The following is a 21,319-nucleotide window of genomic DNA, read 5'->3' as shown; positions in this document are numbered from 1 at the left end:
GCCATATCTCCCAACAAATTAGCTTGTGGCCTATCCGGGACGCCAACAAAACGGCGGGTTTATTCTCAGAACCGCTCGCTGAGCATGAGGAACGCAGAGAGCCGACAATAAACCCGCAGCCTGAATGACTTGAAAACTCGGCGGTTTTACCTAACGCGCTGTATGTACAATTCATTAAATGTACTGAGTCCAGAAAAGCAGGTAGGGTCGAACCATGGCTAACGATCAGGAATTCGAGAAAATGTTGCGAGCAGCTTCGCTGCGCGTGACGCGTACCCGTATTGCTGTTCTTAATGCAGTCGATGCCCGACCCCATGCCGATGCCAATGATGTTTTTGATGCCATTCACCAAGGGACGGAGAGTGCTTCGAAACAGGCTGTCTATGACGTTTTGACTACATTGGTTGATGTTGGTCTGCTGCGATGCATTAAACCTTCCGGGTCAACGGCACGCTATGAACGCAGGGTGGGGGACAACCATCACCACGCGGTGTGCCGCGATTGCGGAAAGATCACCGACGTGGATTGTGCCATCGGTCAGGGACCTTGCCTGCATGCCTCTGACAGCCATGGTTACAGCATTGACGAAGCCGATGTGATCTATTGGGGAATTTGCCCGGACTGCACTGCTAAAAAACTTTTGACGCAATCACCGTCGAACACCACAAGGAGCAAATAACATTATGACTACCGAGAACACTGCGCCACTGACCACAGCTGCAGGAGCTCCTGTTGCTAACAATCAGGACAGCCTCACCGCTGGTCCCCGCGGACCAATGTTGCTGGAGGACGTTTGGTTTCTGGAGAAACTGGCCCACTTCAGCCGCGAGGTCATCCCCGAGCGCCGCATGCACGCCAAGGGCTCAGGCGCTTTTGGTACCTTCACGGTGACCAATGACATCACTAAGTACACCAAGGCGAACATTTTCTCCGAGGTAGGCAAGCAGACTGAGCTGTTCACCCGTTTCTCCACCGTTGCCGGTGAGCGCGGTGCTGCCGACGCTGAACGTGATATCCGCGGCTTTGCCATGAAGTTCTACACCGAAGAAGGCAACTGGGACTTGGTGGGCAACAACACCCCAGTCTTCTTCTTCCGTGACCCTCTGAAGTTCCCCGATCTGAACCGTGCAGTCAAGCGCGATCCTCGCACCAATCTGCGCAGTGCCGAGAACAACTGGGACTTCTGGACCAACCTACCCGAGTCCCTGCACCAGGTTACGATCGTCATGTCCGACCGCGGCATTCCGGCAAGCTACCGTCACATGCACGGTTTCGGCTCCCACACCTACAGCCTAATCAACGCTGAGGGCGAGCGTTTCTGGGTTAAATTCCACCACCGCACTCAGCAGGGCATCAAGAATTTGACGGACCAAGAAGCTGCAGCAGTCGTTGCGGCGGACCGCGAGTCGAGCCAGCGCGACCTCTTCGACTCGATTGAAAACGGAGACTTCCCGAAGTGGAAGCTCATGGTACAGATCATGCCTGAAGCCGATGCTGAGACTTACAAGTACCACCCGTTTGACCTCACCAAGGTCTGGTCCAAGAAGGACTACCCGCTGATCGAGGTAGGCGAATGGGAACTGAACCGCAACGCTGAAAACTACCACGCAGATGTTGAACAGGCAGCTTTCACCCCGGCCAACGTCGTTCCCGGCATCAGTTTCTCTCCGGACCGCATGCTTCAGGGCCGTCTGTTCTCCTACGGCGACGCCCAGCGCTACCGCGTCGGTGTGAACCACCACCAGATCCCCGTGAACGCGCCGAAGAACGCCCCGGTCAACACGTACCACCGTGATGGCCAGGGCCGCGTTGATGGTAATCAGGGTCGCACCCCTGGCATTGAGCCGAACTCTTACGGCCGTTGGCCCGAACAGCCAGCCTACGCCGATCCAGCACAGTCGATTGGCGCCGTCGCGGACCGTTTCAACTACCGCGAAGATGATTCTAACTACTTTGAGCAGCCCGGCATTCTCTTCCGCGAAAAGATGACTCAGGAGCAGCGTCAGGTGCTCTTCGAGAATACTGCCCGCGCCATCGACGGTGCTTCACAGGCCACCATCGAGCGCCACATCTACAACTGCACTCAGGCCGATCCTGCGTACGGTGCAGGTGTCCGGGCAGCCATTGAGGCCTTGCAGGCTGGAAAGATCTCCACTGTGGATGTCAACTCTGACGCCGTGTAGTCAATACTGACCATCGCTGGCGGCACCCACCTTGAGCATTTGTGCATGAGGTGGGTGCCGTCTTTGTTTGTCAGGACCTCACCGGTTGAGGCTGGGGTTCAACTAGCGGGGTTGATCAGGTGTTCGCGGGAGAACATTGTGGCGGCAGCTCGGGCCGACGGGGTGCCCGCATCTATATCGGCTCCGGCCGCCACAAGCTGCATGCAAATGGTCTCTTCGCCCTTGAACAGGGCTCCGGCGAGGGGCGACTGGTCCCTGTTGTTGCGGATGTCGACGTTGGCACCGCGGTTGAGCAGCATCGTTACCGTGTCCACTTCGCCTTTATATGCGGCGAGCATCAGCAAGGTGTTGCCGTCGGGGTCCTGAGTATCTATGGGGAACCCATGGTCTAAGAATTCTGTCAATTCTGTGCTTTTGCCTTCGCGGGCCAAATCCATGGCAAGAGCGGTCAGTTGAAGAATCTGTTCTTTATTGAGGGAGGAATCGTTGCTCATTTCTCCACAGTAGGCGATGGGCCACTATTTTCCATTGCCGGTTGAGCCGGCTCATCAACGCTTCCACCAGTTCCTGGATCTTCACCCGCACCCGGCCCATAGCCAATCCAAGCACAGGGTTGAGGTATCGATCTGTTTACGTCTGACTCTGTCGAGGCCAATACCTCGGTAACCTGACAGTATCTGCGCTAGGTTGGCTAGTGGGCTGCTTAGGAGTTTTCGGACAGCGGATTAGTGGTTTATCTACGCTGCCGTGGCCGGCTGCTGGTAACTATAATGGACCTCGTTCGGCCGCCGGTAATCCAGCGCCGAATGACGCCTGCGACTGTTGTAAAAGCCTTCGATGTAGCGGATGACGTCCTTGCGGGTCCGTTCCTTCGTGGCGTAGGTCGTGCGGTAGACGCGCTCGTTCTTCAGGGCCGAAAAGAAAGTTTCAACCTAGCTATTATCCCAGCAAATCCCGGTTTTCCCGATCGACGACCGCATCCCCAGCCCGGTGACCAGGGCGCGGAAGGATGCCGAGGTATAAACGCTTCCCCGGTCCGAATGCCAAATCGCGTTCGGCTCGATCCGGTTCGTGTCTGCGGCATTACGCAGTGCCCGTTCCACGAGCTCCGCGCGCATATGGTCCTCGATCGCCCAGCCGACGACCTTCTTCGAATAACAGCCGATGACCGTGGCAGATAGATGAAACCCTGCCAGGTATGGATGCAGGTGATGTCACCGACGAATTTGATGCCCGGACGATCCGCGGTGAAGTCCCGTTTCACCAGGTCCGGCATGGCTGCGGCCGCCGCGGCATCAGCGAGGGTGGTGGTCCTGAAGGGCCGCGGCTGGCACGGTACCAGGCCCTCTTGCCGCATGATCTGGCGCACCAACTCCGGGGAACACTCGGTGCCCTCACCGGCCAGATCCGCGTGGATCCGGCGATAGCCGTACGTGCCCTCGGATTCCTCGAAGAAATGCCACACCCGTGCCGCCAGCGCCTGTCTGCGGGCCGCGGTGGCCGAGACCGGGCGGGAACGCCAGTGATAGAACCCGGAACGGGAGATCTCCAGCCATCGGCACATCTTCAGCACCACCGGAACTTCTGGGGCAGTGGCGTAGGAGTCAATGAATTCATACTTCGCCACTACCGTGGCTCCCGTGCGAAGTATGCGGCCGCTTTTTTAGGAACGCAGCCTCGGCCTTCAGCTCCTGGTTCTCGCGTTCGAGTTCCTTGAGCCGGGCCCGTTCGGAGACGCTCAGTTACGGCTCGGTGTCGGTACTGCCGTGCGCTTCCTTGTACTTTTTCAGCCAGCTGCGCAGCGTCTCGGTGCCCACGCCGTATTCGGTGGCGACGTTCTTGATGGGCTTGGACGAGTCGGTGACTTCGCGGCACAGTTCATCCTTGAATTCCTGGCTGAACCTGCGTCGTGTTGATGACATTTCGGTGCTTTCTCATTTCGGTAGTCCCCATCATTTCATGGGGTACCGCTGTCCGAAATATCCAGAGCAGCCCAAACCCTACCAGTGTCACGGTACCTGAGGGTTACTGCAAAGCTATTGGTACTACCTCTTTGATCCTGATTCAATGTGGCACATCGTTTGTTCATTAGGGAAGATGCCGTGGAGGTTTCGCAATGGCTCACTCACAGCCAGCCAAGGATCGAGACAAAAAGAACCAATTCCAGGCGGATGAGGGTACTGCCGCAGACACCATAGATAAGTACCATCACGCTCCTGAACCAGAGGATGACTCTAAACCGGATTCACCCATCCGTCTCCGTGCCAGTTCATGGAAATACATCTTCAAGCGATCTATCGGTGAGTTTTCACGCAATAAATGTACGGATTTAGCCGCATCGCTTACCTACTTCGCGATGCTATCCATCTTCCCCGGATTGCTAGCCATGGTCTCCCTCTTGGGGTTGGTAGGCCAAGCGGAAAGCACGACAAAAAACATGGTAAGCATTCTGGACCGGTTCGCTAGCGACCAAGTTGTCGAGACGCTCAAGCAGCCGATCGAACAGCTCTCCACAGCACCATCAGCCGGGCTAGCTTTCGCGGTCGGTCTGGTCGGTGCCTTATGGAGCGCTTCAGGTTATGTGGGCGCATTCGGGCGCTCCATTAACCAGATCTATGACGTCCAAGAAGGGCGCCCGGTGTATAAGTTGAAGCCGATCATTCTGTTGCTCACTTTGGTGCTGTTGCTGTGTGCGGCCTTGTTAGTTGTCTTGCTCGTGATTTCCGGACCGGTGGCTCAAAGCATCGGGGAGGATGTCGGGCTTGGTGAAACTACAATCCTGGTGTGGAATATTGCGAAATGGCCTGTCATCGTACTGGCCGTTGTGTTTATGATCGCGCTGCTATATTACGGGACACCGAATGTCCGGCAACCTAAGTTCCGTTGGCTCAGTCTCGGTTCTTCCATTGCGTTGCTGGTCCTGACGGCGGCAACTCTGGGATTCTTCTTTTACGTTGCGAACTTCTCGAACTATAACAAGACCTACGGTGCCATCGGCGGCGTAATCGTGTTGCTGCTGTGGATCTGGATAGGCAATCTATCGCTTCTTTTCGGTGTGGTCTTCGACGCTGAAATTGAACGCGCGCGCGAATTGCAAAGTGGCATTGCCGCAGAAAACTCGATTCAGCTTCCACCGCGTGAGATCAAAGCTAGCGAAAAGCAACTAGAGAAGGAAGAAAAAGACGTCAGAGAAAGCAAAGATTTGCGCATCGATGCGGAACTCCGGAATGAGGAGGCCGACGAAGAACCCTTCGAAGGGAATGGAACAGGAGGGCGACACTAACTGCATAGCATCGTAACTCCGGACAGTTCTATAACGGGAAGGCACCGAAGAGCATGCCTAGACAGGCGGTGAAGCCAACTCGGCGAGTTTCGACGAGGAAAACAGCACCGCCCCAAACGAAGCAGGACCTGAAGCGGCCCCGGCTCAGCACTCCGAAGCAAAGGCTCAGGATGGAGAAAACAGTCACTAAACTTTTCTCCTGACACTTGGTAGCTGGCACGGAAACATTCCGTGCCAGATACCTTTTTGAAAGGAAGTTTTGCAATACTTACGGTGCTCAATGCGGTGCGCCCCAAATCTATGAGTAGAAGCACGAACAGCTTTCTATGTGGTTCAGGTATCCATCTAGTCCGGCCTGACATGCCTACTGGTGCATAGACGAAAATAGCTTAACCATCTTCGACACAGGATTATCCACACGGAAAATGCTGATCTCGGCGCGCTCCCATCTGGATAATTCCACATCTACTTTGGAAAGAACGCCTGATATCTCGGACTATCTCTCACCGCAAACGAGATCCTGAATGATCACGCCCTACCGTAGAGAAGCGAGCGGAAATTTCACATACTGAGCTTATGCGTAGATCTGTTGGCTTCTCAGCGGATGGATCGGCATACAGAACGAACGTTGCTGGGAGCTGTCGCTGCTACCGGCCTGCTGTCAGCCCAGGTGGATTATTCCAGCACCACATACACCTCGAGAAGTGACACCAAGTATAGTTGGTCGGTGGCACGGTTACCAGAGTTAGTTTACGTCGAACCGCCAGCTGCATGGTGATGGATCATGAGACTATCCCGCACAGTCCGAATTTAGCGATTGGTACCACGAATTAAAGCAGCGTTGCCACCAGCCCGGGAACGAAAATTGAGGGGTTATAGGCCTGGCATATTACTAAAAGCACCGACCGAAACTCCACTGGCGCCTGCAATGCGCACTCCGGCCTCCACGTTCTGTATACAGCCCTGGACAGCCCTGGTGAAAACCCAGCAATCGCATCCCGTGGTTCAGTACTCACCGGCACGCTGAAGCCCGGAGTTTATAGCAGTACCACTGCACGATTCGTCATCTAGGGGAAGCTGAACTTGGATAGTGAAAGAGATCCCAGTGCTCGATTCATTTTTCGCGCTGGCAGCATCACCCGCGTTGCGAACAGCACCATCGTTTTCACCGGTGGCATACGAACCGAAAAATCTACTGGCGCAGCGCAGGGACGTGGTGGCGCTCTACCAGTTGGGATCGAGAATCTACCTCGCGAGTACCGATGCCGTCATTGAGTCTTACGGAACTTTAATGGGGCATCAGTATTTACTGAACGGGACCGCGACTGTTACCCGTGCCACGGCCAACCGCACATCATTTTCGACGAAGGTCCGAAGATGAACGATTTTCCTCCTTGAGGGCAGTCTGATGAGGATCCGTGAAGCTTCTACTCGATAATTACCTGTCGTGGTACAAATGAACACTCAGCTGATTCTCAGCTTTCTGGTTACTACGTCTCCCCGAAAAGCCTAGTCAAGAAAAATTGGGTCTTGGTGAGGACTTTTCGAACTTAATGTGGATCCCTAAAGCTGGCTCCATGGGAGAGGTCTGCTTATAGTAAGAGTGGTATCGCGCAGGATCCCATCGCACAGAATCCTGAAGGCAGTTTCGGAAACCTTAAGCTCTAAGTTGCCTTGCGTTCCCTGTATTTAGCGATGCAGGAGCGCTATTGCGTTGATACCAGGCGGGACGCACCATTGCCCTTGGTCGCAGCGTCCCGCCACAACCCTGGAAGACCGCGTGAACGATCCGCGAGTAACTGGGGGCACGCCACACCGTTGAGTGGGTGATTTTAATAAGCGTAAAAGATATATATGGCATCTTGAGCTGGGTGGATTTGGCCAAGCAGCTCATAACTACTGGAACGTGAATACGAATTAATTCCTGCGGATTCGAAAACATATACACTAGAACATGTCGGTGTCACCCATTTTTACGGGGTTGGAGAGTAGCAACCCCAAGTGCTACTCCTTCGACGATGCCCTTACACCCCCATAGGTAAGAGTTTTCTGCGCAGACCGGGGCGCACTTGTGAGAGTGCGCCCCGCCATCATTAGATCAGAGCCATCTAAGCGCTACCCAATAGCGCACAAAGCATCGATTGCGCTCATTCCCCGTACGGACAGGACACAGCCCAGAACAGGGAGCATAGGCCGCAAATTTTGTGGCTAAGTAATGAGGTTTTGAGCTATACCCAGAACGCCAGTGCAAGAGAAAACACAGAGAATGCCCCTCCGGCAAGCACGGTCGCCGTAGGAAAACAATGATTCTCGGGTTATTCTCAAAGAAGACCCATGCCGTGTGATCGTCAAAGGACTAGTCGGTCATCTCATGGCGAACCCTGGGTATGGCGAAGTTAAGGAACGATACTTAGCGCGTCCGTTTCTTGGAGGGATCTTGGATTCAACAGCACAGCGCGCATGGGCTACCCAGCAGCTAGCCCGATTGCTTACCAATAAGGACGCGATACGCCATCTGATGACCTATGGTTGGGTTGAAGGAATGCCAGTCATCTTTGCAAACCCCCAAGACCAAGTTGAAGAAATCATGGGTCTCGCCTCTGTCCACGGACGTGCGGTGCTCCTTGCCGTGAGTATCCCGGAATATAACGAGCTGCAGCTGTGGCACATCACGATTCCTAGTCCAATCTTCGATCACGTTCCACCCGTGTCTCCGGGGACTACCCTGGGACAGTTATGCATCAAGCAGGCACACAGGCGGCTTCGACCCTTCCGCGTATCCTTTTGGAATCACAGCGCCGCGATCCATGAGATCCCCTGTTTCGTTCGGAATGATATGCACGGCGTCAGTGAATTAGGCGCAAGAAATGATTCATGATGATCCGCGACGTCCTGCGGCTAGCTGAAAATTTCCTGACAACATTTGCGCATCTGCGCATATACCACCTTACAATTCGCGCATACATTTAGGTCCTTGGAATAGAAATTTTTTGACTAGTACTTATTTACGCTATCACCAAGATATGGATGTGGTGACGAGTCAGATTTCCAACCTCGGAAATGTTTCTTGAAGATAGAAAGATGAACTCTGAATAAGCCCGACGTGCGCATCTGTCCTTTCTCTGCCTAATCTCATAGGGTGGAAATCACACACTAGGAGCCGCAGACCCGCACGGGAAAGTGACTTGTTCCAAGTCGATGGGGATCACTCGGAAAACTCAAGAACACAGTGGGAGGTAGTACCAATGCCAGGACGTATCGCACGTACCAAAACGGCTGAACGTGTATCAGAACTGCTCGGATCGCGAGAGGGTCGTAAGCATCTCAGGGCACACGGGTGGGAAGAAGGCATGCCAGTGATCATGGCTCTCCCTGGCGAATCGCTTAATGATGTGATGGGGTTGGTTTCCATGCACAATCGTCCTGTGCTGATCGCATTGCTCGATGCACACATCGACACTTTGAAGTTCCTGTATCTATCCGCACCGAACCAGGCGTTACGTTGCGTCGAGGCCGAGAAAGATGCCACGCAGATCAGTGATCTCTTCTCCCGCGCCGAGCGCGAAGGCTTGGTATCCTTCCGTTCGAAGTACTGGGACGCTAGCTCCGTTGCCCATCCCATCCCTGTCTTCGATCCATCCCCCGAAACCAAAACATATGCACAGCGCTTCTACGCCTGAGCCCCATATACGGTGCTAGGCGCTCTTTGCAGCTGATCCCGACCCAAGGCCAGTAATCGGCTAGGTCGTCTAGGGGTGGAAGATGGCTTTGCAACCCATTTTCCACCCCTGCTCATCGCAGGGAGCGCTTAGCCAGGGTTTAAATCCACTCTCAATATCCTGCGATCAATCCCCTGAAGCTATTTTTATGTCAAGGGTTTCAGAGGGTCCGCTGGGGTCTTTAGGACTGTTCTTCCCGGGCGGTTTTCGGGGCATGCTTGAGTTCCTCGGGGTCTTCCCCCGCAGCGAGCCGACGCACGGTGTCTAATAATCCTTGGACTTCCGCCACCCTGTTGCGCCAGTAGGCTTCATCCAAACCAAAGCCAAGCTTAGCTTCGTCAGCCAGCTGCTGGATTCCAATGCGGTGGCCTTCTAGGGCGCTGGTTAGATCATCGTATTGATCAGTGGAAAGAGACAGTTTGATGTCTTTTCGAGGTGTTTTCACCATGAACTCCCGGGTCGTCCAATAGTTCTCCATGATACCGAGACTAAAAGCCGGCAGGGGGTATAGGTCAAGGCTCCAGAGAGATACTCAGCATCCCCTACGCTGCGGTGGCAGAACGAACAGGTATGTCTGATCCTTTATCTGCGGGACTCGCGGGGGATTGTTCCTCGGCAAGTCTAGATGATTCAAGTTGTCGCTTCGCTGGAGAAAGGGCTGCCGAGCAATCCCGGGCCCGCAGGTCTGAAGGGGTCCACGAGCTGACTTGCGTATTTGGTAACTAACGCATTCCCCATAGTTCCTGTGCGTTCACTGGGAGGATCTCCTCCTCCCTCTCACTACGTTGCGTTTTCCTAAGCTCTATAGAAATAACTAAATAGCTTTTCACAAGGAGAAACGTCCCACACTCAGGATGGTCCGTCTCGCTTTTGAGACTTCACAATGAAGTAAACCCCTCGATAACCACGAGAGCGGGACGCTCAAAGGTTGCACATCTTCGACCGCGAATCTCCATCTCGTCACCGCTCAGAGAGCTCTCACTGCCCGAGTAACCCAAGCAGGATTTATCTAGCCCTCGCGCCCTGGCCGGTCCTAGATCTTCGCGCCATAACGGGTCTTCGAAACCAGCTTCTGTTACGGAAAAAGATAGTTCGTGAAGATCCGATCCACCTTCCAAAACTGGTTGAGTAGCTCCAGCTCCTCCGGGCCCTCATAGCGTTGATGGCCGATCAGCTCGCGGACCGTGATCAGTTCCTTTGATCTACGTGCGCGCTTCGGAAGCTTAGGCATCAGACGGAGGCGCTACTAGCCATGGTTGGTTTAGGTGCCGCTCACTGACTTTGCGAACGCCCTACTGAGAATCCTGAGCGGTTTGGGAAGAATAGGGTGCCGAAGAAAAGTTGTTGTCTCACGCGGCGTGGATCAATTACCCGACTGTGCAGGAAGAGACGGAGGAAATGATCATCTAAGAACTAGTGGCCTCACTTGACTACAAATTTACCGGAATAGGTGCACTGCTAAAATTTTCGACCGGTTGCATTCGGCCTTGAGATACTGCACCCCTGACTGAATTTGAAGAACTCTATTATGGCCAACGGGCGGCTCTCTACCTGATGAGGCCACCAGTGAGCTGGGAACATAATTTCCAGAACGGGTCATTAACAGCTTGCTGAATTACACACGCTTTGGATATACCTTGGACTCCGACAGCTTCTCAATACTGTAATGTTCACTAGGTGCATCTCAGTCCTGATGCTGAACGAAGTCACTCGATCCTTTAGGAGGAAGTAATGGGTTTCATTGGTTGGATTGTTTTAGGCCTTATCGCCGGTGCGATCGCTAAAGCGATCAAGCCGGGTGAGCAGGGTGGCGGCTGGCTCGCCACACTGCTACTTGGTGTAGTCGGCGCCATAGTTGGTGGCTGGATCGGTTCCGCAGTGTTTAACGTGGGAGTCGATGAGTTCTGGTCACTTTCGACATGGTTGCTGGCCATCGGCGGTTCGCTGATTGTACTTGTTATCTGGGGGCTCTTGACGCGTAAGAGGGCCTAGCCTGCACGACTAAAGGGGCCTCAGATTTGTGAATTTGGCCCCGGAAGTTGGACTAACTAAATAATAGTCCTGCTCAGGCTGCAAGGGTATGACACCGATATTCCATCGGAGTCATACCCTTCAGTCGTTCCTGACGTCGATCCGTGTTGTACCAATCGATATACGCTTCAATCTCCACCTTGAGCGCCGCAAAATCTGCGAAATGCTCTCCACGAAACCCCCGACTTGAGATGTTCAAAGAAATTCTCCATGACCGAGTTGTCGAAACAATTGCCCTTACGAGACATGGACTGCACCGCACCATGCTCCTCCAACAAGGCCTTCCACCATTGATGCTGATGCTGGAAACCTTGATCCGTATGGACCAACAGCTTGTTGTTGAAGTCCCGGGAACCTAAAGCCAGTGCCAAGCTTTGACTGGTGAACGCCGTAGTAGGTGACGAGGCGATCGATCGTGTAACTCAGGATGCTGTGGTCAAACAGATCCATAATGGGCGACAAGTACAGTTTTCTCTGATCAACCCAAAACTCAGTCACGTCACTGACATAAACGGTCTCCGGTGCTTCCACGCCAAAGTGTCGTTGCAGCAGGTTTTCAGCGATCTTGCTCTGCTCACACTGATACGAGTTGTACCGTCGCTTCGGGCGCGTTTTGGACTGGAATCCGAGGATCCGCATGAGCTTACGCACAAGCTTCCTACCAACGTTCTAACTGTCAGCGCGTTGCCCGCCACCCTGTTAGCCACAGCTCATCTTGATAGTAAATTCGAATAGATCCGTTGATGTGCCTCGGCCAGTGCTGTGCGTTGGCGCTTGCGCTCTTCCGAGGCCATTCCTGGCACGGTGGATAAAGCCAATTGGTGTTTCACGGCTTTTTCCAGAGAGTTCTCATTAACATGGTCACCTTCCCATCTATATGGGGCCACCGAAGGATGTTGCCCCATATACTGACCACAATCGGGGACGATGACGGCAGCTCCGGTATCCAAGGCTGCTTCGAGCCAGCCGGAATGCGTACCGAATCGATAGGGAAGGACATTCACATCTAGCGATCCGAGGTAGGCAAAGAGCTGCTGTTCGGTGAAGTACTCATGAGCTACTAGACGCCACTTTCCATGTTCCTGCCCTTTCAGAAGTTGTGCTGCCAGATCCGGGCGGTACTCGTGGCTTGCTGGTTCGAGTACCTGGCGGTGTATATTCACCTGCAGTTCGGTGTCTGGGACTCCCGCGACAGTTCGAGCAAGAGGCTCCAGAATGGCAGGAGAAATGTTCGCCCGGAGACCTTTAAGATGAACCCCGATACGACGGGTCCGCTTTTGGGCAGAATCGTTCAAGCGCTCTCTGCGCCGTCGCAGCCGATCCATCGTTGCGAAATCGACGACATGGGGATGCGGCAGAACGTGAGCAGCACGATGCCATTGGGCCGCGATCTCCGCGGCTGCCCCATCGGTAAGTGTTATCAGTTCATCTGCTGAAGCGATAAGAATATCAAGCATTCGCCGGTGGTCCGTGTCATCGGGCTGATGAGGGTTGATCAGATCATGCACGGTGTAAACCAAGGGCTTGCCGAAATGTCGCAATTCGGCGATGGTCTGACGCAAGGCTTGAGGGTCCACCGCGTCAAAACCGAAATGTATATGCATCAGATCGAACTTTTCATGGTTTTCCCTCACCCATGAGGGAGTCAACATCAGCGGGGGCCACCATGGCGACTGCTTGCTCCGGGAGCCTGAAGCCGGAGTAGGATCAGGCAAACGAACCAACCGCGGGTTCCGTTCTCCCCAAGGCTCCAGATTCCGAATATAGACCTGATCGCAAGGTACTGAGGCAACGCGCAACGCGCAAGCGGCGTTCTGGGAACTCATGCGAAATTCTCCTCTGTTTAGTGTGAGATGGGTAGGGTCGAGGTAGATTTGCAATTCACCTATGGTGGCCTGGTGGCAGGAAGAAGTATTTTTAATGGAATTTTCCGTTTTGGTTATAGCGCACCAACGAGGGGGCCACCTGCAACGGTTGTTGGATGGGGTGCAGAGGAATAGCCTCATTCCCAAGGAAATCATCGTGGTCTATATGGATGACCCGACGCCAGAACCGGTGTCGTGCGATGTACCAATGAAATTCATCCATATCTGGAGCCTTCCTGGGGAGAGCGGATTGCCCCTGGCCCGTGCACGTAATACGGCTGCGGCCAACGCCGCCACGGAACGCTTGGTCTTTTTGGATGTGGATTGCATCCCCTCTGCACAGGCGTTTATTCGCCTTCTGCGCAGCTCGGACGAGAATTCTGCCCTGGCGATGGCAGAACCACGATATCTTCGGGAGCCTATACTTTCCCGAGCAACACCTTATGACTTGGCTCTGGCTGAACTTTCGGTCCCTCACCATGCAAGAGCAGGACTTCCGACAAACGTGCCCTGCGACATGCACGAGCATTTCTGGTCGCTGGGGTTCTCGATCTCTGCCTGCCATTTCGACCGCATCGGAGGTTTTTCCCTCGAATACAGTGGGTACGGGGCAGAAGATACAGATTTCTCCTTCACCGCTCGCCACCTCGGCATCCCCGTGGTGTTCACGCGGGCAGTGGTCTTCCACCAGTATCACGGGGTATATAAGCCGCCCTTGAACCACTTCGAAGCGATCCTTTCCAATGCATCGAGGTTCTATGCCCGATGGGGAGTATGGCCGATGCAAGGATGGCTCCGTCAGTTCGCTCACATGGGATTGGTCCGGTGGGCTTCCGATGGCCCAACGTTGGATGTCCTGCAATGCCCCACGCCTGTACAAGTTCAACACGCGCGAAGCCAGGATGCCTACTAAGGCGTTCATTTGCTCATCAGCTCTCCAATCATGGCTTCGATGTTTCGCGTAAATTCATCGGCATCGGTGAATAGAAGCTGGGAAAGAGCACGCGGATCGCCTGTCGCAGCTTGCTCCAGGACGGCATTCCAATCCAAAGGCGTCAACCACGAATCGAGCATCATGCAACCGGCAGATTGCTGAAGCATCCGAGCGTATGATCGTTGTTCGTCAAAAGGCCGTTCCTCTGGAATCAGAAGCACCGGCTTACCACAGGCCGCGGCCGCGGCCACTGCGTTGTGCCCAGTGGAAGTGATCACCACATCTGCTTTTGCCATCATCTGGGAGGGATCCTGCACTATCCCATGCAGCGTGAGGTTCTCGGGCATGAATTCGGTGTCCTCCCGAATGACGCCCAGAACATCCCAGGACCACAGTGGAGAAGATCTCGCTGCGTGCGCAATGTTGGATAATCCGACCAAAGCTCCCAAAGAGGTTTGCACTGCAACTCTGCGTCTGTTTGAAGACGAACGCCTCTTCGTAATGCTCTCGTTCAGATCTACCGCGGAAGTAGCAAACGGTTGCGGGGTCTTAAAGTAATAGCTTTTCGAACCGTACTCTGCCAAATGCTCCGCTTCCTCTAAGGCTTCGGGGAAGTAAGCAAATAATGCGTCGGCAATCCCGTACCCCACCTTGTGCGCCTTGTCCGTGCGTTTTCCCGGCATTCGGCGCAATGCAACTCTATATCCGCTGAGCCGTGCAAAAAGAGCAACTTCCATCGATACATCAACCATGACCACATCGGGGACGAACTGTTCCCACGCCCGATTCAGTGCGGAGAAACGCTCGACAATATGTTTACCTCTGGGCGCGTAATGCAGGAATTCGTCGAGCACTGGACGTTCTGACCGTTGTTCATCAGTATCCGGTGGGAGTGAAATGTAGTCGGCTCCGCGCGGAAGCAAATCTCGGTGTTTCTCTCCCGTACTTGCCACTTGCACTTCAAATGCTCCCGTTTCGATGATTCTGCGGGCATGGCGAAGATGGCCTGTTCCCATATGGTGGGCATAGTAGGAAATACGCGGTTTTTTCATCGTTTTTGTCCTCCCGAACGTACCCCGGGGACTATTTCGGCGACAAGCGACTCGTAGGCGTCGAGCATGCGATCTCGCGAAAACAGCATTGCTCTTTCCCGAACCGCCTTTCGATCCATCTTCGCTGCTTTTGATATTGCTTCGGTAAGCGCAGTGGCAGTGAGCTCTGAAGCCAGCGCGCCTCCACTGGAACCGATAATTTCCCCCATCGCTCCTGAGGGCAGTGAAGCCACGGGTGTACTGCTGGCAATTGCTTCGAGCGTTGTCAGCCCGAATGGTTCGGCCCATAAAGGAGATGAGATGAAAACTTCGCAAGAGCTGATCAGTTCTTTTAGCTCTTCTTGCCTGAGATGACCCAGGTACTCAATATCCTGGTTCAGGGTCGGGGCGATGAGGCTGTTGAAATACTCTTTGTCCTGAAGAGGTCCAGCAATCCTTAACTTCATACCTGCCGCTCGTGCCGCGTCAATGGCAACATGCAGCCCCTTCTCCGGGGTAATTCGTCCGGTCCATGCAGCTGTTCCTGCATTGATTCGGGTTCCTGGATCCGAAGCCCACCTCTGAAGATCTATGCCGTTAGGAACCACGCGCAGTTCGGGCAACCATTGCCGCCACGTGTGGCTGTTCGATAACGAAACCGTCGCGAATCGATGCATCTCACTGGTGTATTTCCTTGCGCTGAGTTCTGCGGTGATTCGCGGAAGCGGCGGAGTGTGCAGGATATGCAGCGTCGGCGTATTTTGAAGATGGACGTGAGGGACCGGGCTGAGCGAGTTATTGATCACCACGTCGAAATTCCCAGCCTTGATCCTACGTACCGCTTCTTTCATGGAACTGTCCAGGACGCGATGCTGCTGGTTACGCAGATCTTCATCGGGATATCCCTGGACTGTATATGACTCGTCCAGCACATTCTCGACGGTTCCCGTGCTGCAAGGATCGAAAGGATTGCTACCTTCTTTAGCGAAGAGCGTTATATGGTGGCCACGGTCGGCCAAATCCTTAACGAGATGCGCGGTATGCGCTTCCATTCCTCCAACGTAGGGCGGGCGGATCGGGTGGTGCAGGTGAGCCAGCACAGCAATCCTCAGGGGGGCAGGCGTATCAACTACTTGGAATGCCACGGTATCTCCGGTTCTCAGATCGTTTTCTCACGGGAAAGTAGGTCTCTTCCAGCAGAGTATCCTCACCCCCGGTCTCCGCGCCGACAGTCGACGAAGTTCCCAGTCGACTGTTGGAAAGGGTTCTTCTCTACCGCTTCCAGGGCTAAGCGCGATCAGAATTTTGATCTCTTTAGAAGCTAAATCAGAATTCCTGACAGTATTTTCATTGCATTGACCACACGAATGAGCGTCATTACGATGTTTTTCTGATAATTAATGACAGGAGACTGGACTCACCATGGCCGCAGATTACGACGAGGTACGACCAGAAGTTGCTGAAGCTTCCGAAAAGACACTCCAAGCTGTGCAGAAGATGGATGCGCCGACACCGAAGAGCGTGGCAACGGAGCTTGAAGAGACCGACTTTGCCGACGGGTTAGAACTTCCCGGGGCTATCGTCGATGAGGAGCTTTCCGTCAATGTGATTCCCCCAGGGGAGGACGAGTTCGTCTGCGCGGAATGCTTTACGATTCGCCATCGAAGCCAGGCAGAAGAACATACCAAACAGGGGATCATCTGCCGCGATTGCGTCCTTGAGTATTCATAGTCCTACAGATTGAGGGCCAGGATCATGAATGCGTTCAGGATGCGGATCTTCAGGTGCTCGCGCATCTGAATGGAGTACGATTTCCGTATCTTTGCAGGTTATTTTGAACGTGGAGTTACCGAAGGTATGGCCTAACGAGTGTGGTGATGGTCTGGTTTCCTTTGGGGGAAGTCGAGTTGTGCGTTCTCCTCTGCACACTGCGCCAGCTTCCTTCGATTCCAACAACGTCGTCACGGTTCTTTAAGATATTCATCGCTATGGCGCGGAAAGTCTGGATTCGGACGGCCTTGGCCATACAATAATGCCGGTTCCTGGCTTCAGTCGGTTGCGGTCATTGAGGTGTTCCGGAGAGCAACGGACCATCGCGTCCGGTAGAGCTGTCCGTGATATTCAGTCAGCTCATCTTTTGGAAACGGCGTTCCATTCCAGCCCGAGTCCGGCCCGAGGGTGTCCTCCCTAGGCAGCCTGTCCAGAGGCTCATTTCCGGATTCCTGAGAGTCCGATGGAAGGCCATGGGCTTTGATTTATAGCATGCCTTGGCTTTTCCTCTCAGTAGTGGCTTTATTCGCAGTGGACTGGCACGATCGTTGTAATGCCACTATTGCTGGTCTTGTGTTCAGTTTGATCTAAGGAGCATCATGTATTTGCCTACGCCCCGCGGTGACCTATCCTTTGCGCTGAACAATGCGTTGCTGTGCAACCCTTCGGAGGATTCCACAGCTTATCTGGCAACTGTCGCAAAAGATCGGTTGGGTTCATCCTTGGACGTGATCGATGACGAGGACTTGCAACTGAGCCTTTTCGTGCTCTACGAGTTGCACTATCGGGGATTCGCTGAGGTTGATGATCGCTGGGAATGGAACCCCGGGCTCATTTCACTTCGGGCCAAGATAGAGGAAGGTTTCGAGGATGCGCTTCGCGATGTAGCCGGTTCGATTTCAAGCGTGGAGCCCAGTTCATCCGAGGTAGCCAGGGCTCTGTTCGAACTTGCAGCAAATGATGCTGGACCGTCGGTATCGAAGTTCATTCAGCGTAAGGCCAATGCCGATCAAGCACGTGAATTCTTGATTCTTAAGTCGATTTATCAGCTCAAGGAAGCGGATCCGCATACTTGGGCGATCCCGAAACTCGCAGGTCGTGCAAAAGCCGCAATGGTGGAGATCCAGGCTGATGAATACGGAAATGGGCGTCTGTCGCGAATGCATAGCGAGCTGTTCCGACAGACGATGAGGGGCATGGGACTACGTGATGACTTCGGTGCGTACGTCGACCGTATTCCAGCGGTGACGCTGGCGGCTGTCAACATGATTTCGCTCTTTGGTATGCACCGGCGCCTGCGGGGAGCCATTACTGGTCATCTGGCACTGTACGAGATGACTTCCTCTATACCGCAGGCGTGTTATGCCCGCGGATTCCGACGCTTGGGATATGAATCCCCGGTGACCGATTACTTCGACGAGCATGTCGAAGCTGATGCAGTCCATGAGCAGATCGCCGGCCGTGATCTGGCTGGCGGACTGGCTGAAGACGAACCGGGGCTGGTTCGCGACATATTCTTCGGCGCCCAAGCAGCGGCGGCTGTTGACGCGTTAGCCGGTGCAAAGTACTTGGAAGCGTGGGAAACTGGAAAATCTGCTTTGTATACCGGGGCCGGGGCAGCCGTATGAGTGACGATTGTTGCGCCTCGGAGGCTGCCATCATTACTGTCTGCCCCCAGGGCCCATTGCTGCTTAGGGGAGATTTTGAGATCCTCGATGCCGACGGGCAGCACATCGACACTCGACAAGGTCCGGTAGCACTGTGCCGATGCGGGGGCTCTGCTATTAAGCCTTTTTGCGACGGCACGCATAAGCTCATCAAATTCGAGGGTCGGAAGTAGCATCGTATATCTACGCCCCAGATCAATATCGAGTAGCTACCTATGTTGAGCTCGTGTGGCAACGTGGCATCTGCATGCGCTGCTCTCACGGAACCGTCATTCCCAGAGCAGCAAATACATCAATAACGTGTTCGCAAGGGCGCTAAACCACGGAACAGCATTCAGTCTTTTGGCCTGTAGTCATCTGCGATTTATGGACAGTTCGAGGTTCTAAGTTCGGCGCATCGCACACTCGTAGCTAGGCTCTCTGACCTGACCCGCTGTCGACGGCACGCGCAGATTGCTGCGAGTGGGATCTTGCAACACGATCAGCTCGGATGCGCCGCTCAGGCAGAGATCTTGAGAGAAACATGAGAAACGCAGTGCGCTCTAGTATTGCTGCAAACAAGCCCCTAAGGTAGCAGGCATCGGCGGAACGCAGAGCGACTTTGCTCCATGTACCCAGGAAAAATCTGAAACTGTCATACCCCAATTTTCGACAGGAGCGCATCATGAGCAAGCCCCTATCAACGCAACCGAGTGGTAAACGCGGACCGGTAAACACAGGACCCGGGCAGGATTCCGAAACCATGACCACAAACCAGGGTGCGCCGGTCACTGATACCGACCATTCGCTCAAGGCCGGTGAGCGTGGCCCCACATTGCTACAGGATCACCACCTGCGTGAAAAGATCATGCACTTCGACCACGAGCGTATCCCTGAGCGCGTGGTGCATGCCCGTGGCGCGGGAGCTCATGGTGTTTTCATCAGCTATGGCAACGCTGCAGAGCTGTGCGCAGCGGATTTCCTGCAACCCGGGCGCGAGACCAAGGTTTTCGTCCGTTTTTCCACTGTGGTTGGTTCACGCGGTTCCATGGATACCGCTCGCGATACTCGAGGCTTCGCAACTAAGTTCTACACCAGCGAAGGAGTCTTCGATCTAGTCGGTAATAACATGCCAGTGTTTTTCATCCAAGACGGAGTGAAGTTTCCGGATGTGGTCCATGCGGTCAAACCACATCCTGATCTTGAAATCCCCCAAGCTCAGTCGGCCCATGACACTTTCTGGGACTTCGTTTCGCTGCATACCCCAGCTCAAGCGCATACGATGTGGAATATGAGTGATCGCGGTATTCCGCGTTCCTATCGCATGATGGAGGGCTTCGGAGTCCATACCTTCCGAATGACCAGCGCAACCGGGCGCTCGTCTTTGGTCAAGTTTCATTGGAAGCCTCGGCTTGGCGTACACTCTCTGACTTGGGAAGAAGCTCAGCTGACGGCTGGTGCTGACCCCGACTATCATCGCAGGGATCTGGCTGAAGCCATTGATGCTGGGCAGTTCCCCGAATGGGAGTTGGGTGTTCAAATTTTTACCGACGATGGGACTGCGGTCTTCGAAGGTATCGACCTGTTAGACCCGACGAAATTTGTCCCCGAGGAACTCGCCCCCGTCCAGGTCCTGGGCAAGATGGTGCTGAACCGCAACCCGGAGAATTACTTTGCGCAGACCGAGCAGGTCGCCTTCCATCCTGGCCATTTGGTCCCCGGAATTGATGTGTCGGATGACCCGTTGTTACAAGCTCGGTTGTTCTCTTATCTTGATACCCAGCTCACTCGGCTAGGTGGCCCAAATTTCTCTCAGATCCCCATCAACCGTCCGGTTGCTCCGGTCAATGACTTGTTCCGCGATGGGTTCCACCAGCACAACGTCCCCGAAGGTATTGCGCCTTACAAACCGAACTCCCTGGATGGTGGGTGTCCATTTATGGCGCAACTGGGAGAGGGAGGACACCCGCCACTGGATTTCCCACAGCAGGTACCCGAATCAAAGAAGGAACGTCGTGAACCTGCTAGTTTCTCGGACCACTTCAGTCAGGCTCGACTGTTCTATCGGAGTCTAACTCCTACCGAGCAGCTGCACGTCCAACAGGCCTACACCTTTGAGCTAGGCAAGTGCACCGAGCCGGCGGTCCTCGAACGACAGGTCCAATGCCTAGCCGAGATTGATGTGGACCTAGCCAAAGGGGTAGCGACCGCCCTGGGTCTGCCGGTGCCGCAGTCACAGCAACAAGTAGCGGACGCAACGGTCAGCCCCGCGCTTTCCCAGTTGGGTAAGACTTGGCCTGTTGATGGGCGCAAGGTCGCACTATTCGTCGATGGCGCTGACTCAAGGACCGTCTCGACAGTTGTCGAAGAGCTCAAAGAACGCAACTTGACTCCGTTGCTAATCTCTCCAACGCATGGAGAAGCTGCACCTGGAATATCCATTGACCGCAGCTATCTTACAGCCCGCTCTATTGAAGCCGATGCTGTGGTCCTGCTCGGAGCCTTACCTGTAGCCCCGGGCATACGGGTATCACTTGACGCAAAAGCTGGGGCCGTCCCGACAGATGGAACACAGACCGACCCCCGGGTGCTCTTGTTTCTCCAAGAAACGTACCGGCATAGTAAGGCGATTCTCTGCGTGGGGGAGGGGTCGCTGCAGGTCTTAACCGATGCGGGAATCAGTCTGAATGCTCCGGGAGTTGACTCAGTGGATGCACGTGGCCTGGCGGAAAAGGCACGAGAGTTACTCTCCGCTCACAGGGTCTGGGAGCGTTTCATTTGAGGTCCGTGTTGCCGAACCGGATCACGGAACCGCAGCGGATAGGGGTGCAGTCCTGCTACTCCTTGTCGTTTTTGG

The 21,319-nt window shown here is 54.3% G+C and carries 17 protein-coding genes and 1 pseudogene; 11 read left to right on the top strand and 7 right to left on the bottom strand.

The window, feature by feature from the left end:
• Positions 1-214 precede the first annotated feature (214 nt).
• Together AC1Z3F_RS12605 and AC1Z3F_RS12600 are read left to right on the top strand one after the other, a co-directional pair.
• Positions 215-679, top strand: a complete 465-nt coding sequence (locus AC1Z3F_RS12605) for a Fur family transcriptional regulator (protein WP_262199115.1) — start codon at positions 215-217, stop codon at positions 677-679.
• A gap of 4 nt (positions 680-683) precedes the next feature.
• Positions 684-2,183 carry a catalase gene (locus AC1Z3F_RS12600; protein WP_483565915.1) on the top strand — a complete coding sequence of 500 codons (1,500 nt, stop codon included), beginning with the start codon at positions 684-686 and terminating at the stop codon, positions 2,181-2,183.
• A 98-nt stretch (positions 2,184-2,281) separates the two neighbouring features.
• On the opposite strand, the gene AC1Z3F_RS12595 is transcribed toward AC1Z3F_RS12600, so the two are convergent.
• A complete protein-coding gene (locus AC1Z3F_RS12595) occupies positions 2,282-2,677 on the bottom strand; it encodes an ankyrin repeat domain-containing protein (RefSeq protein ID WP_483565914.1) in 396 nt (131 codons plus the stop codon).
• A 243-nt stretch (positions 2,678-2,920) separates the two neighbouring features.
• A pseudogene (locus AC1Z3F_RS12590) lies at positions 2,921-4,105 on the bottom strand (IS3 family transposase).
• A 194-nt stretch (positions 4,106-4,299) separates the two neighbouring features.
• On the opposite strand from AC1Z3F_RS12590, the gene AC1Z3F_RS12585 reads away from it, so the two are divergent.
• The 3 genes from AC1Z3F_RS12585 to AC1Z3F_RS12575 all read left to right on the top strand — a co-directional run bounded on the left by AC1Z3F_RS12585 (position 4,300) and on the right by AC1Z3F_RS12575 (position 9,146).
• A complete protein-coding gene (locus AC1Z3F_RS12585; protein ID WP_483565913.1) occupies positions 4,300-5,466 on the top strand; it encodes a YihY/virulence factor BrkB family protein in 1,167 nt (388 codons plus the stop codon).
• 1,090 nt (positions 5,467-6,556) lie between these two features.
• A complete protein-coding gene (locus tag AC1Z3F_RS12580) occupies positions 6,557-6,847 on the top strand; it encodes a hypothetical protein (RefSeq protein WP_483565912.1) in 291 nt (96 codons plus the stop codon).
• A 1,864-nt stretch (positions 6,848-8,711) separates the two neighbouring features.
• On the top strand, positions 8,712-9,146 hold the full coding sequence (locus AC1Z3F_RS12575; protein WP_483565911.1) for a hypothetical protein: 435 nt from the start codon (positions 8,712-8,714) through the stop codon (positions 9,144-9,146).
• 220 nt (positions 9,147-9,366) lie between these two features.
• On the opposite strand, the gene AC1Z3F_RS12570 is transcribed toward AC1Z3F_RS12575, so the two are convergent.
• On the bottom strand, positions 9,367-9,633 hold the full coding sequence (locus tag AC1Z3F_RS12570; protein ID WP_483565910.1) for a hypothetical protein: 267 nt from the start codon (positions 9,631-9,633) through the stop codon (positions 9,367-9,369).
• Between the two features lie 1,283 nt (positions 9,634-10,916).
• Between AC1Z3F_RS12570 and AC1Z3F_RS12565 the strand changes: the two genes are divergently transcribed.
• Positions 10,917-11,177, top strand: a complete 261-nt coding sequence (locus AC1Z3F_RS12565) for a GlsB/YeaQ/YmgE family stress response membrane protein (protein ID WP_334122054.1) — start codon at positions 10,917-10,919, stop codon at positions 11,175-11,177.
• 73 nt (positions 11,178-11,250) lie between these two features.
• Here AC1Z3F_RS12565 and AC1Z3F_RS12560 read toward each other — a convergent pair whose 3' ends face one another.
• A complete protein-coding gene (locus AC1Z3F_RS12560) occupies positions 11,251-11,481 on the bottom strand; it encodes an IS3 family transposase (protein WP_483565909.1) in 231 nt (76 codons plus the stop codon).
• 445 nt (positions 11,482-11,926) lie between these two features.
• Positions 11,927-13,042 (bottom strand): glycosyltransferase family protein, encoded by a 1,116-nt coding sequence (locus tag AC1Z3F_RS12555; RefSeq protein WP_483565908.1) that lies wholly within the window; start codon positions 13,040-13,042, stop codon positions 11,927-11,929.
• 94 nt (positions 13,043-13,136) lie between these two features.
• Here AC1Z3F_RS12555 and AC1Z3F_RS12550 point away from each other — a divergent pair, with 94 nt between their 5' ends.
• Positions 13,137-13,994, top strand: coding sequence for a glycosyltransferase family 2 protein (locus AC1Z3F_RS12550; RefSeq protein ID WP_483565907.1), 858 nt, complete (start codon positions 13,137-13,139; stop codon positions 13,992-13,994).
• A 5-nt stretch (positions 13,995-13,999) separates the two neighbouring features.
• Here the strand turns inward: AC1Z3F_RS12550 and AC1Z3F_RS12545 are convergent, their stop codons facing one another.
• Both AC1Z3F_RS12545 and AC1Z3F_RS12540 read right to left on the bottom strand, forming a co-directional pair.
• Positions 14,000-15,067 carry a glycosyltransferase gene (locus AC1Z3F_RS12545; RefSeq protein WP_483565906.1) on the bottom strand — a complete coding sequence of 356 codons (1,068 nt, stop codon included), beginning with the start codon at positions 15,065-15,067 and terminating at the stop codon, positions 14,000-14,002.
• Positions 15,064-16,191 (bottom strand): glycosyltransferase, encoded by a 1,128-nt coding sequence (locus AC1Z3F_RS12540; RefSeq protein WP_483565905.1) that lies wholly within the window; start codon positions 16,189-16,191, stop codon positions 15,064-15,066. The genes AC1Z3F_RS12545 and AC1Z3F_RS12540 overlap by 4 nt, the downstream gene beginning before the upstream one ends.
• A gap of 277 nt (positions 16,192-16,468) precedes the next feature.
• On the opposite strand from AC1Z3F_RS12540, the gene AC1Z3F_RS12535 reads away from it, so the two are divergent.
• From AC1Z3F_RS12535 to AC1Z3F_RS12520, 4 genes are all read left to right on the top strand, one after another.
• Positions 16,469-16,777, top strand: coding sequence for a DUF4193 family protein (locus AC1Z3F_RS12535; protein ID WP_483565904.1), 309 nt, complete (start codon positions 16,469-16,471; stop codon positions 16,775-16,777).
• A 638-nt stretch (positions 16,778-17,415) separates the two neighbouring features.
• Positions 17,416-18,444: an iron-containing redox enzyme family protein gene (locus tag AC1Z3F_RS12530; RefSeq protein ID WP_483565903.1), complete on the top strand. Its 1,029-nt coding sequence runs from the start codon at positions 17,416-17,418 to the stop codon at positions 18,442-18,444.
• The gene (locus AC1Z3F_RS12525; RefSeq protein WP_334122047.1) at positions 18,441-18,656 is read left to right on the top strand and encodes a CDGSH iron-sulfur domain-containing protein; all 216 of its coding nucleotides are present in this window, start codon (positions 18,441-18,443) and stop codon (positions 18,654-18,656) included. The genes AC1Z3F_RS12530 and AC1Z3F_RS12525 overlap by 4 nt, the downstream gene beginning before the upstream one ends.
• A gap of 491 nt (positions 18,657-19,147) precedes the next feature.
• Positions 19,148-21,244 carry a catalase gene (locus AC1Z3F_RS12520; protein WP_483565902.1) on the top strand — a complete coding sequence of 699 codons (2,097 nt, stop codon included), beginning with the start codon at positions 19,148-19,150 and terminating at the stop codon, positions 21,242-21,244.
• Positions 21,245-21,319 lie beyond the last annotated feature (75 nt).

This window comes from Glutamicibacter sp. MOO4 (genome assembly GCF_056934395.1).
The sequence above is the reverse complement of the archived record's forward strand: the minus strand, read 5'-3'. Positions and strand labels throughout refer to the sequence as shown.